Source organism: Arthrobacter saudimassiliensis, from assembly GCF_059090665.1.
Map to the genome: position 1 here is coordinate 213,691 of NZ_JBNHFX010000002.1, position 12,361 is coordinate 226,051.

At 71.0% G+C, this 12,361-nt stretch carries 12 protein-coding genes; 2 read left to right on the forward strand and 10 right to left on the reverse strand.

The features are described from left to right. Positions 1-5: 5 nt before the first annotated feature. From AC5RV6_RS08150 to AC5RV6_RS08165, 4 genes are all read right to left on the reverse strand, one after another. On the reverse strand, positions 6-287 hold the full coding sequence (locus AC5RV6_RS08150; protein ID WP_494006812.1) for a pyrophosphorylase: 282 nt from the start codon (positions 285-287) through the stop codon (positions 6-8). A gap of 218 nt (positions 288-505) precedes the next feature. Beyond that, the gene (locus AC5RV6_RS08155; protein ID WP_494006813.1) at positions 506-2,644 is read right to left on the reverse strand and encodes a 3-hydroxyacyl-CoA dehydrogenase NAD-binding domain-containing protein; all 2,139 of its coding nucleotides are present in this window, start codon (positions 2,642-2,644) and stop codon (positions 506-508) included. Between the two features lie 5 nt (positions 2,645-2,649). Beyond that, complete coding sequence (locus AC5RV6_RS08160; protein ID WP_494006814.1) at positions 2,650-3,882, reverse strand: thiolase family protein; 1,233 nt, start codon at positions 3,880-3,882, stop codon at positions 2,650-2,652. 253 nt (positions 3,883-4,135) lie between these two features. Beyond that, positions 4,136-4,765 carry a class I SAM-dependent methyltransferase gene (locus tag AC5RV6_RS08165; RefSeq protein WP_494006815.1) on the reverse strand — a complete coding sequence of 210 codons (630 nt, stop codon included), beginning with the start codon at positions 4,763-4,765 and terminating at the stop codon, positions 4,136-4,138. A gap of 136 nt (positions 4,766-4,901) precedes the next feature. Between AC5RV6_RS08165 and AC5RV6_RS08170 the strand changes: the two genes are divergently transcribed. Further along, positions 4,902-5,399 carry an ASCH domain-containing protein gene (locus AC5RV6_RS08170; RefSeq protein ID WP_494006816.1) on the forward strand — a complete coding sequence of 166 codons (498 nt, stop codon included), beginning with the start codon at positions 4,902-4,904 and terminating at the stop codon, positions 5,397-5,399. A gap of 133 nt (positions 5,400-5,532) precedes the next feature. Further along, positions 5,533-6,114: a DnaJ family domain-containing protein gene (locus AC5RV6_RS08175; protein WP_494006817.1), complete on the forward strand. Its 582-nt coding sequence runs from the start codon at positions 5,533-5,535 to the stop codon at positions 6,112-6,114. An 18-nt stretch (positions 6,115-6,132) separates the two neighbouring features. Here AC5RV6_RS08175 and AC5RV6_RS08180 read toward each other — a convergent pair whose 3' ends face one another. The 6 genes from AC5RV6_RS08180 to AC5RV6_RS08205 all read right to left on the reverse strand — a co-directional run bounded on the left by AC5RV6_RS08180 (position 6,133) and on the right by AC5RV6_RS08205 (position 12,185). Continuing rightward, on the reverse strand, positions 6,133-6,693 hold the full coding sequence (locus tag AC5RV6_RS08180) for a hypothetical protein (RefSeq protein WP_494006818.1): 561 nt from the start codon (positions 6,691-6,693) through the stop codon (positions 6,133-6,135). 97 nt (positions 6,694-6,790) lie between these two features. Then, positions 6,791-8,092 (reverse strand): HRDC domain-containing protein, encoded by a 1,302-nt coding sequence (locus AC5RV6_RS08185; protein WP_494006819.1) that lies wholly within the window; start codon positions 8,090-8,092, stop codon positions 6,791-6,793. Between the two features lie 96 nt (positions 8,093-8,188). Further along, complete coding sequence (locus AC5RV6_RS08190; RefSeq protein WP_494007380.1) at positions 8,189-8,803, reverse strand: DUF3000 domain-containing protein; 615 nt, start codon at positions 8,801-8,803, stop codon at positions 8,189-8,191. A 123-nt stretch (positions 8,804-8,926) separates the two neighbouring features. Beyond that, a complete protein-coding gene (locus tag AC5RV6_RS08195; RefSeq protein WP_494006820.1) occupies positions 8,927-10,012 on the reverse strand; it encodes a threonine aldolase family protein in 1,086 nt (361 codons plus the stop codon). Between the two features lie 44 nt (positions 10,013-10,056). Next, a complete protein-coding gene (locus tag AC5RV6_RS08200) occupies positions 10,057-10,803 on the reverse strand; it encodes an SDR family NAD(P)-dependent oxidoreductase (RefSeq protein ID WP_494006821.1) in 747 nt (248 codons plus the stop codon). Then, entirely contained in the window at positions 10,800-12,185 is a 1,386-nt protein-coding gene (locus AC5RV6_RS08205) for a DUF6421 family protein (RefSeq protein ID WP_494006822.1), read from the reverse strand. The genes AC5RV6_RS08200 and AC5RV6_RS08205 overlap by 4 nt, the downstream gene beginning before the upstream one ends. Positions 12,186-12,361 lie beyond the last annotated feature (176 nt).

Genomic DNA, 12,361 nt, shown 5'->3' on the forward strand with positions numbered 1-12,361 from the left:
TACGCTTAGGCGCCGCCGCCTGCGGAGAAGATGTTCTGCGAGATCTGCTGCAGCTGAGAACGCAGCTGCTCCAGCTCCTCGCGGGCCTTGTCCAGGGCGGCCTTGGTCTCGGGCCAGGTCGAGCCGCGGAACTGTGCCGCCAGCGGGCCGTCCCACACGTTCGGATCCGAAAGGATCTTCCCCTGCGCGTCCAGGGCCGAGATCTGATCCGTAAAACCGCCGTTGATGATCGACTGCACCTGGTTGATGGCAGTCTTCGCCTGCTCCGTGGACAACACCCGAGACATGAAAATCCCCCTCAAAAAAATGTGTACCGGCTCTGCAGGCCGGCAACGGACGAAGGAACCTTATCAATCGGTGCCCGGGGACTCCAAGAAGATGAAGATGCTTATACTCCTGCGAAAAATGCGCCGGACGGCCCGGACGGCTGCCGCCACGTTTCCTGGAAGGGGAAATGCGGCAGCGGCCGTCCGGTCCGTCCGGCGCGCGTTAGTGCGAGGGGAACCTACACGGAAGCCGGTTCCCGCTCAGCGTGGAAGCGGTGCCCGAGAACCCGCTCCGAGGCGCCCACCCGGTCCAGATACGGGGTGATGCCGCCCAGGTGCATCGGCCAGCCGGCCCCCAGGATGACGCACAGGTCGACGTCTTCGGGCCCGGCCACCACGCCTTCCTCGAGCATCAGCCCGATTTCCTCGGCGAGGGCGTCCTGCGCACGGCGCAGCACCTCTTCGGAGGTGGAGGGGGAGTCGCCGAATTCGAGCAGGTCCAGCGTCTCCTGCGGAATGTACTGCGAGCCGTCCCCGCCCTGCTGCCACAGCGACTTGATGCCGTTGTCGATGAGCTTCTGCTGGTTGGCGGAGACGTGGAACCGGTCGCCGAACGCGGCGTGCAGGGATTCCTGCACGTGCTGGCCCACCGGCAGGCCCACCAGGGCCAGCAGGTTGAACGGCGTCATGGGCAGGCCCATCGGGCGCAGCGCGTTGTCCGCGACGGCGGCGTCGGTGCCCTCGTCGAACACCTTGGTGATCTCGCCGAACATGCGGCCCAGGATGCGGTTGACCACGAAGGCGGCCGCGTCCTTGACCAGCACGGCGGTCTTCTTCAGCTGCTTGGCCAGGGCAAAGGCGGTGGCCAGGACGGCGTCGTCGGTCTTCGGCGCACGCACGATCTCCAGCAGCGGCATCACGGCCACCGGGTTGAAGAAGTGGAAGCCGACCACCCGCTCCGGGTGCTGCAGATCCGCGGCCATCTCAGTCACGGACAGCGAGGACGTGTTGGTCGCCAGGATGCACTCGGGGGAGACCACGGCCTCCACCTCGGCGAACACCTGCTTCTTGACGCTCATCTCCTCGAACACGGCCTCGATGACGAAGTCCGCGTCGGCGAACACGTCCTTGGACACCGAGCCGGTGACCAGCGCCTTGGTGCGGTTCGCGGCGTCGGCGGACATCCGGCCCTTCGCGGCCAGCTTGTCCACCTCGGCGTGCACGTAGCCCACGCCCTTGTCCACCCGCGCCTGATCGATGTCGGTCATGACGACCGGCACCTTCAGCTGCTTCGCGAACAGCAGCGCCAGCTGGCTGGCCATCAGGCCCGCGCCGACGACGCCGACCTTGGTCACCGGGCGGGCGAGCTTGGGATCCGGGGCGCCGGCGGGCTTCTTGCCGCGCTTCTGCACCAGGTCCAGGAAGGCGTAGACCGTGTCGGAGAACTGCGGAGTCTGCATCAGCTCGGCCAGCGCGTCGCACTCGGCCTCGCGGGACTGCTCCTCGGTCCAGTTCTTCCCGGCCTCCATCAGGTCCAGGACCTTGGCGGGCGCCGGTGCGGCGTTGGAGGTGCGCTTCTCCACGAAGGCGCGCCCGGCGGCGACGGCGGCGTCCCACTCGTCGGAGACGGCGGCGGGATCGGCGACGGCGTTGGGCCGGTTCACGGTCTCCTGGCCGGTGATCACGCGCGCCGCCCAGGCCAGGGACTGCTCCACGAAGTCCGCCGGCTCAAACAGTGCGTCGGCGATGCCGAGCTTGTAGGCGGCCGGGCCGCTGAGCGTGCGGTTGTTGCTCAGCGGGTTCTCGATCATCACCTTCACCGCGTTGGCGGGCCCGATCAGGCGCGGCAGCAGGTAGACCCCGCCCCAGCCCGGGACCAGACCGATGAACGCCTCGGGCAGCGACAGGGCGCCGGCTCCGGTGGAGACGGTGCGGTAGTCGGACTGCAGGGCGATCTCCAGGCCGCCGCCCAGGGCGACGCCGTTGATAAAGGCGAAGCTGGGCACGCCCAGGGTGCCGAGCTTCTCATAGACCTCGTGGCCCAGGGCCGCCATGGCCCGGCCGTCGGCCTCCCCGACCAGGGACTTGGTGGAGGACAGATCGGCCCCGGCGACCAGGTAGTGCGGCTTGCCGGTCACGCCCACGCCCACGATCTCGCCGGCGTCGGCGCGGCCGCGCAGGGCGTCCAGCACGTTGCCCAGCTCGATGAGCGTGTTCGGGCCGAGCGTGGTGGGACGGCGGTGGTCGGCGTCGTTGTCCAGGGCGATCAGCGCGAAAGTGCCGGCGCCGCCGGGCAGTTCCACGTCCTGGACGTAGGAGTGGGTGACGACCTCGTGGGGGAACATTTCCGCCAGGCGGGTGAATTCGGAAGAAGTCATGGGTCCTAGGCCTCCGGATCGGTGGTGTAGTCGGGGTGGTTGGGGTTTTCCCAGATGACGGTGCCGCCCATGCCCAGGCCGATGCACATGGTGGTCATGCCGTACCGCACGGAGGGATCCTCCTCGAACTGCCGGGCCAGCTGGGTCATCAGGCGCACGCCGGAGGAGGCCAGCGGGTGCCCGACGGCGATCGCCCCGCCCCAGCGGTTCACCCGGGGGTCGTCGTCGGCGATGCCGAAGTGGTCCAGGAAGGCCAGGACCTGGATGGCGAAGGCCTCGTTGATTTCAAACAGGCCGATGTCGGAGATCTCCAGACCGGCCAGGCGCAGCGCCTTCTCGGTGGAGGGGACCGGGCCGAAGCCCATGACCTCGGGCTCGACGCCGGCAAACGCCGAGGCGACCATGCGCATCTTCACCGGCAGTCCCAGCTCTTCGGCGGCGTCGGCGGAGGCCAGCAGCGCCGTCGTCGCGCCGTCGTTCAGGCCGGCCGCGTTGCCGGCGGTGACCCGGCCGTGCGCACGGAACGGGGTGCGCAGCTGCGCCAGGTCCTCCACGGTGGTGCCCGGCCGCGGCGGCTCATCCCGGGTGGCCAGGGCCCAGCCCTGGCCCGGCTTCTTCACGGCCACCGGCACCAGGTCCGGCTGGATGTGGTTGCCGGCGTACGCCTTGGCCAGCTTCTCCTGCGAGGCGGCCGCGTAGGCGTCGGTGCGCTCCTTGGTGATGTGCGGGTACCGGTCGTGCAGGTTCTCTGCGGTGTTGCCCATGTTCAGGGCTGCCGGATCCACGATGCGCTCGGTCATGAAGCGCGGGTTCGGATCCGCGCCCTGGCCCATCGGGTGGTTGCCCATGTGCTCGACGCCGCCGGCGATGACGACGTCGTAGGCGCCGACGCCGATGCCTGCGGCGGTCGTGGTTACGGCGGTCATCGCGCCGGCGCACATGCGGTCGATGGCGAAGCCCGGAACGGTCTGCGGCAGGCCGGCCAGCAGGGCCGCGGTGCGGCCGATGGTCAGGCCCTGGTCTCCGGTCTGGGTGGTGGCGGCGATGGCCACCTCGTCGATGCGGTCCTTGGGCAGCTGCGGGTTGCGGCGGAGCAGTTCGCGGATGCACTTGACCACCAGGTCATCGGCGCGCATGCCGTGGTACATGCCCTTTTCACCGGCCTTGCCGAAGGGTGTGCGCACGCCGTCCACGAATACAACGTCCCTGATCTGCCGGTTCCGGCTCTGTGGGCTCACGTCCAACTCCTCTTTGAGAGATATGAAATACGGCACAAGGTCCGCCTCGATGTTACTCGTGAGTAACTTAGGCCGCAACAGGCCGGCCGTGCCGTCGGCCGTCGACCGGAGCGCGCCTGCTGTCGGACGGCGGGATGTCGGGTGCTGTTACGTGGCCCACACTATACTGAGCGGTCGGTTACCTGAAGGGGTATCCGCTCACCTCTTCTCATCGGAAGGTCGCAGCCGCCGGGCGAAACGGCTGGGGGCCCGGTCAGGAAGGCCGGCGGGACGCGTGCAGGACCGTGTCCTGCACGGTAACGGGTTCGCCCTCCGGGCCGGGGACCTGCCTCGGCCGGGCCTCACAGGCCAGGACCTGCCACAGTGCGGGATCGAGCGCCGCCCGCAGGTCGCCGGGGGCGGGCAGCAGGTCCGGATCGGGCCGGGGCACGCCGGCCCGGGCATCGTCGGGGTGATGCGCGACGACCAGCAGGACGCCGCCGGGGGACACAGCGGCCGCTGCGCGGCGGAGCACCGGCCGGAACCGCTCCGCCGGCAGGTGCAGGAAATGCATGGTGACCAGGTCGAAACCGCCGGTCGTCGGCAGCCAGGTCGCCACGTTGCGGTGCAGCCACCGGGTCCGGCCGGCGAGCCGGCCGCCGGCCTCGTAGGCCTGGACCGCGGCGCGGCGCAGGGCGACGGGGGAGACGTCGACGCCGGTGACCTCCCAGCCACGGCCCGCCAGCCAGATCGCGTCGGCCCCCTCACCGCAGCCAAGGTCCAGGGCACGGCCCGGCTCCAGGGATTCGGCGGCGGCGACCAGCGTCGGATTGGGTTCGCCGCTCCAGACGGGACGGCCGGAGTACCGCCGATCCCAGATCTCCTGGTCAGATTGCGTCTGCATTGCCGTCCCGCTCCTCGTGCCGTCAGCCTCCATCCTTTCGGTTCCGCGTACCCAACGGCAAGTTCACTGAGGATCGGGCCCGGCAGATGCGCGGGCAGGGGCACGCCGCCGCGCTGCCCGTGGCAGACTGGCGGCCATGAGCGATGAGATGGCCGGGGGCCCGGATTTTGAAGCCGCAGCTGTCCTGTGGGACGAGTACGCGGAGGCCAGGCCGGAGCAGGCAGCCGCCGATCCCGAATACGAAGTGGAGATGTTCGGCGATGGGCCGGAGATGGCCGACGCACTGCTGGAACTGGTCCTCACCGGCCAAAAGCGGGCAACGTCATCCCTGGTGGCCGAGTATCTGCAGGAGGGAGCCCAGCTTCCACGCATCGGGGCGCACTGGATTGCCTGCGACGGGCGGGGGCGGCCGCGCGCGGTGCTGCGGACGGTGGAACTGAGGCTGGGCACCTTCGCGGACGCCGACGCCGGCTTCGCCCGTGATGAGGGGGAGGATGACGGCTCGCTCGCGGCCTGGCAGCAGGCCCACCGGAGCTTCTGGGAGCGTACGGCAGCGGCCCGCGGCGCGGCCTGGAGCGTGGAGGACGAGATTGTCTTCGAGCGTTTCGACTTCGTCTGGCCGCCGACTGCCTGAACCGACGGCGCTGCGCTGACCGGGCCCTCGGCGGCGCGGCTCCTCCGCGGCCGGTGTTGCCGGTGCCCCCGGCGGCCGAAATACTGGTCGGAGTGCAGGTGTTCCCACACCTGGCGGAAGGACGGTGCTGACCATGGGACGGGAAGCCGAAGAACGGCGTCGGCGGCTGGAACGGATTGCCGGCCTGCGCGCCAGCGGAGACGCGGAGTACGGCCGGGACACGCAGGAGGAGGAGAAGCGGCGGGTGGACCCCGCCGCCCGGGCCGATTACCTGGTCCGCGACGCGATGGCGCAGGGAGCCTTCGACAACCTGAAGTACGCCGGAAAACCGCTGCCGCAGACGGTCGGGGACCCGGATCCGGACTGGTGGCTGAAAGGGCTGATCCAGCGCGAGAACCTCACCGGCCTCGGGCCGCGTGCCCTGCTGCTGCGCACCGAGGATGCCGAACTGGACGAGACCCTCGACCGGCGGTACACCGAGGCACAGGCGCGGGCGGTGGTCGAGGATTTCAACGCCCGGGTCATCGACGCCCGACGGCAGCTTCAGGGCGGACCGCCCGTGACCACCAAGCTGCGCGACGTCGAGCAGGAGGTGCGGCGCTGGCAGGAACGGCGCCAGGTGCGCGCCGACGCTGCCCGGCAGGCACAGGCGGCCGAGGAAGCGGCAGCCGCGGCGGCCCGGCGTCGGCGCTGGGGCTGGCTGCGCCGCCGCTGAGCGGCGGGACGGCCGGAGTCAGTCGGCGGAGCCCGGTGGAGGCGGCGGAGAGCGCAGGCGCAGCCAGGCGCCCACGCAGGCCACGGCCAGCACCCAGAACACCATGGTCGGCGGCAGCCAGGGCACCAGCACGAACCGTTCCTGGACAGCGGCGAAGGCCGCCAGCAGGGCCACCGACGACAGCATCAGCTGCCCGGTGCTCAGCCCCACCAGGAAGAGGAACACGGGATAGAAGTAGCTGAACGCGGTGCCGCCGAGGGTAAGCACGGCGAATGCCAGCGCAAGGGCCAGCAGGAACATGGCCGGCCCGGCGTAGCCGCGGGTGTCGTGGCGGCGCTCCCAGCGCAGCAGGAGCGCCCAGTACGCCAGGGCCAACGTGGGAACAAGCGCAGCGGACAGCGCCGAGACCGCCTGCCGTTCCATCGGCATCAGACCGGCCGACAGCAGCATCTGCAGGGGTTTGACCAGGTGGACGGCAGCTGCGACGGCGACGACGGCGACCGCGTAACGCCCCGCAGCCGCGGCCGCCGGACTGAACCGGTGCAGCCGGGAACGGCTCCGGGCCTGATCCGCGCTCATCTGCTGCCTTTCCGCCGCCGTTCACCCTGCCCTACCAGCCTAGCGTCGGAGCCGAGCGGGCAGCTCCACCGGCCCCGCGGGCCGGGACCGCCGCGGCTCAGGCCCTCGAATCCGTGCCGCCGTCCTTCTCGGGCAGGGGATCGGGGTCCAGGAACGCCACGGTGATCACGGCCGCTGTATGCCGGATCTGCCACTCACGCGCACCCAGGTCCCGCAGGGCCTGGCTGATGGACTCCAAATCGATCGGCGTCGGCGGCCGCCAGGCCACGCGGCGCAGGTAATCCGGGGTCAGCAGGTTCTCCACCGGCAGGTCGAGCTGGGCCGCTGTCGCAGCGAGCCGGGTCTTGGCCGTCTGCAGCCGGGCCGCAGCCTCGGGATCGGTGCGGGCCCAGGTCCGCGGCGGCGGCGGTGCGTTCGTGGGCACATGCAGCGGCGGCAGATCCTCCGCGGACCGGGCTGCGGAAATGCAGCGCAGCCACCGCGGTGCCTCGCGCTGCGCGGCCCGCCCGTGGAAGCCGGGGGTGTTCAGCAGCTGCGGCACCGTGGACGGCATGGCGCGGGCGGCGGCGATGATGGCCGAATCCGGAATCAGCCGGCCGGGGGCGGTGTCGCGCCGCTCGGCCAGCTGCTCCCGCTCCAGCCACAGTTCCCGGACGGCGGCCAGCTGGCGGCGGTCCTTGAGCTGATGCAGCCCGGAGGTGCGCCGCCACGGATCCGTGCGCGGCGGCGTCGGGGCCGCGAGCCGTACCGCCTCAAACTCCTCCTCGGCAAAACCGAGCTTGCCCGCGTCCTGGAGCAGACGGATCAGCTCCACCCGCAGATCCGTCAGGACTTCGACGTCGAGGGCGGCGTAGCGCAGCCACGGTTCCGGCAGGGGCCTGGTGGACCAGTCCGCCGCCGAGTGTTCCTTGGCCAGGGTGAAGCCGAGCAGCTGCTCGATGACGGCGGCCAGGCCCACGCGCGGCAGCCCGGCCAGCCGGGCGGCCAGCTCGGTGTCGAACAGCTGGTCCGGCCGCATGCCCAGGGCGGCCAGGCAGGGCAGGTCCTGGTTGGCGGCGTGCAGGATCCACTCGGTTCCGCGCAGCGCCTCGTCGATGATGCGCAGGTCGGAGAAAGGCTCCGGGTCGATCAGCCAGGTGCCGGCGCCTTCGCGGCGGATCTGGACCAGGAAGGCCCGCTGGCCGTAGCGGAAGCCGGAGGCACGCTCGGCGTCCACGCCGGCGGGGCCGGTGCCCGCCGCCAGCGCGGCCGCGGCGCGTTCCAGTCCCTGCGGCGTGTCGATGATCAGGGGAACCCCGTCCCGCGGGGCCTCAAGCAGGGGCAGGGGCTGCTCCGGGGGGCCGGCGTCGGCATCCGTGTCGGGGGTGCGGGCAGCGGCAGCGGGGGTTTGGGCGGTCATAAGGATTCCAGTCTATCGAGAGGGAGGCCATCCGCGCCGTCGACGGCCCCTTGGCTGCGTGGGAGGGCCGGATCAGGCGCTCGGCGGCGGCGGAAGCTAGGGGCGGCGGCGCGGCAGCGGCGTAACGCCCTCGGGCAGCGGGGGCAGGCCGGCGAAGGAGCACACCATGTCCGACCAGGCCTCCAGATGGGCGCGGACGGCCGGGCCGGCCGGGGTCCACGAGGCACGCAGCTCGATGTCGATCGCCCCGCCGCGCCCGGACAGCGTGCCGAAGCTTTCGGAGAGGATGCGCGTGGCGGTGCCGCCGGCCGAGGTGTAGGCCGCGCCGTGCTGCTCCAAGGCCTCCACCAGCCAGGTCCAGGCGACCGGCCCGAGCAGTTCGTCGTTGCCCATGTCGGGCTCCAGCTCGGCGCGGATGTAGGTGACCACGCGGAACGTGCCGTTCCACACCGGAGACCCCTGCGGGTCGTGCAGCAGGATAAAGCGTCCGGTGGCCAGTTCGGGCTCGCTGCCCGGGTCCGGCAGGCCCAGCCGACGACGTCCGCCGCCCGGGCCCGGGGCCCGGACCTCGGCGCCCAGGGACACGGCGAACGGAGCCAGGCGTGTGGGGGCCGGGATCTCTTCGAGCAGCAGCTCGGGCCTGCACTCGGCGCGGCGCAGATCGCCCAGTGCGGTCAGGAAATCCGGGGGCACCTGGGAGAGGTCACCAATTGCACTCACCCCCGCAGATTACGGCCGGCCGGGCACGGCGGGTGGGCAGGCTCGCCGCCGTGTCCCATTCGTTACGTGATCCAGCTTACGCCGGGTCCCGCTGCGGCCGACAGGAACGGGGTGCTATTGCCCGCCGCCCACCGCGAGTCCGGCTGCGGCGACCTCCCGGGCAATGGCCTCCGCGAAGGCGTCAACGTCCTCTTCGCTGGTGTCGAAGGTGCACATCCAGCGCACCTCGCCCGTGGCCTGGTCCCAGTCGTAGAACCGGAACACGCCGCGCAGCCGGTCCGCGACGCCGGCCGGGAGCGCGGCGAACACCGCGTTCGACTGCGTCGGCTGGGTGATCCGCACCCCGTCGATCCGTCCCACGGCGTCCGCGAGCCGGCGGGCCATGGCGTTGGCGTGGGCCGCGGAGCGGTGCCACAGATCCCCTTCGTAGAGGCAGATCAGCTGGGCGGACACGAAACGCATCTTCGACGCCAGCTGCATGTTCAGCTTGCGCAGGTATTCCAGGCCGGTGGAAGCCTCGGGATTGAGGACCACGATGCACTCGCCGAACATCATCCCGTTCTTGGTTCCGCCCAGGCTGAGGATGTCCACGCCGGCGTCGGTGGTCATCTCCTGCAGGCTTACGCCCAGGGCGACGGCGGCGTTGGACAGGCGGGCGCCGTCCATGTGCAGCTTCATGCCGCGGGCGTGGGCATGCTCGGCGATCGCCCGGATCTCCTCCACCGTGTAGAGGGTGCCCAGCTCGGTGGACTGGGTGATGGAGACCGCCAGGGGCTGGGCCCGGTGCTGGTCACCCCACCCCCACGCCTCCTTATCGATCAGCTCGGGCGTGAGCTTGCCGTCCGGGGTCTCGACGGTCAGCAGCTTCATGCCGCCCACCCGCTCCGGTGCGGCGTTCTCGTCCACGTTGATGTGCGCCGTCGTCGGGCAGATCACCGCGCCCCAGCGGGGCAGCAGCGACTGCAGGCCCACCACGTTGGCGCCGGTGCCGTTGAAGACCGGGAACGGGCGGGCGCGGGGGCCGAAGCGTTCGGCAATCACCTGGTGCAGCCGTTCGGTGTAGGCGTCTTCGCCGTAGGCCACCTGGTGGCCGAGGTTGGCGGCGCTGAGTGCCGCCATGACCTCCGGGTGGACCCCGGAGTAGTTGTCCGAGGCGAAGGCGCGCAGGGCGATGTCATGCAGGGGTGCGTAGTCAGTCACGGTTCCAGTATCTCTCTTGCCGCGCCCGGATCGGGACGCGCGGGTCAGCCTGCGGGGATGAGGCTGATCCGCCGGCCGTTGATCCGGTCGGCGGGCTGGTTGAAGAGGTCGACGGCGGCCGCGGCCAGCCGGTCGACGTCGGTGTAGCCGGGGTAGGCCCGTTCGGGATTCTCCCGGCGCATCCCCTCATCCACCAGGGCCTTGACCACGAAGACCACGGCGGCCGAGTGCAGCGGCACCGGATGGGCCTTCCTGCCCGGCTGGTCCTTCTGGAAGCCGTGGGCCAGTGCCCGGACCCAGGCGTCGGCGGCCGCCTTGGCCGCGGCGTATCCGGCACCGCCCGCCGTGGGGGAGTCCACCGCGGTGGAGGAGACGATCGCCAGCCGGCCGCGCCCGGAGGCGGCCAGCTGGCCGTAGAAACTGCGGCTGACGTTGCGCAGGGTGCGCAGGATGTTGCGCTCCAGGAAGTCCCAGTCCTCGTCGCTCTGCCCGCCGATGCCGTTGCCGCCGCGCCAGCCGCCGACCAGATGGATCAGGCCGTCCACCCCGCCGTAGGCCTCCTGCAGGTCCGAGGCCAGCGAGCGGACCTCGGAGGCCTCGGCCAGGTCGCAGGTGCGCAGGTCGACGTCGGCAAGGTGCCCGAGGGCGGCCTCGAGCCTCGGCCCGCTGCTGCCGACGGCGACGACCCGGGCCCCCGCAGCCGTCAGCGCGTCGCAGACGGCCACGCCGCTGGGGCTGCCCGCCCCCGCCACCAGGACGACGGCGCCCTGCGCCCCGCCGCCGCTGCTCATGCCCGGCTGCTGCCGGTGATTCCGCAGGTGGACTCGATGACCGGAGCCATCTTCCTGGACAGCGCCTCGTAGAACATGGACAGCGGAAACTCGTCATCCATCACCAGGTCGGTCAGCGCCCGCGGCGGCCCGTCCAGCGGCAGCGCGTCCGGGCCCTTGGCCCAGGTGGAGGCCGGGTTGGGCGTCAGCGTGGCCGAGACCAGGTCATAGGCGGCGAGCCAGTGGGCGACCTTGGGTCGGTCGATGGAGCGCCAGTAGAGCTCCTCGATGGCGGCGCCCAGGCGCACCACCACGGGGGCGGCCTCGTCCCAGTCGATGCTGAGCTTGCCGTCGGTCCAGTGCAGGACGTGGTTCTGGTGCATCCAGGCGAAGAGGAGCTGGCCGCCCAGCCCGTCGTAGTTGCGTACCCGGGACCCGGTGATGGCGAAGCGGAAGATGCGGTCGAAGATCACCGCGTACTGGACCAGGGCGGCGTGCCTGCGGGCCTCGGGGGAGGCATCCTCGTCAGCCTCGACGCGGACCGCTTCGCGGAAGGCGGTCAGGTCGCAGCGCAGCTCCTCCAGGGAGTACAGGAAGTAGGGCATGCGCTGCTTGATCATGAAGGGATCGAAGGGCAGGTCTCCGCGCATGTGCGTGCGGTCGTGGATGAGGTCCCACATCACGAAGGTCTGCTCGGTCAGCTGCTGATCGTCCAGCAGCTGCGCGGCGTCGTCGGGCAGCTCCAGGCTGGTGATCTCGGCGGCGGCGCGGAGCACGCGGCGGAACCGGGCGGCCTCGCGGTCCGCGAAGATGGCGCCCCAGGTGAAGGTGGGGGTGGAGCGGACGGCGACAGTCTCGGGGAACAGTACGGCCGAGTTTGTGTCGTAGCCCGGGGTGAAGTCCAGGAACCGGATGGGCACGAACAGTTTGTTCGAGTACTCCCCGGCCTCCAGCTCGGCCACGAACTCCGGCCAGAGGACCTCCACGAGCACGGCCTCGACGAGGCGGTTGGAGCTGCCGTTCTGCGTGTACATGGGGAAGACCACCAGGTGGCGCAGGCCGTGGGTGCGCTGCTGCTGCGGCTGGAAGGCCATCAGGGAGTCCAGGAAGTCCGGCTCCCCGAGCCCGGAGTCCACCCAGCGCTGGAAGTCGGCGACGGCCAGGTCCAGGTAGTCGGCGTCATGCGGGAAGAGCGGGGCGAGCTCCCGGATGGCGGCGGTGATCCCGGCGATGAGGGCTTCGGCCCGGTCCCGGTGCTCCGTTTCCACCGAACCGTCGCGGTTCTGCAGCGTCTGCAGGGCCGTGGCGGCCTCCTTGAGGCGCTGCCAGGCTTCGGTGGTCTCCGGGGACACGGACATCCCGTGGGCTGCGGCGGCGGGATGTCGGACGGCGGTGGAGGACATGGCGCTGACCCTTCCAGGACGGGGAGCCGGGCTCCCGGCGTGCGGTGCGGCAGCGGCGGATACAGCCGCTGCCGTGATGCCGACGACGCTACCAACGGCACAGCGTTGCTTATGGAAAAGGGGGCCACCCGTTAGGAAGTCGTATGCATGGGCGCGCCGAGGCTGCAGTAACGGCA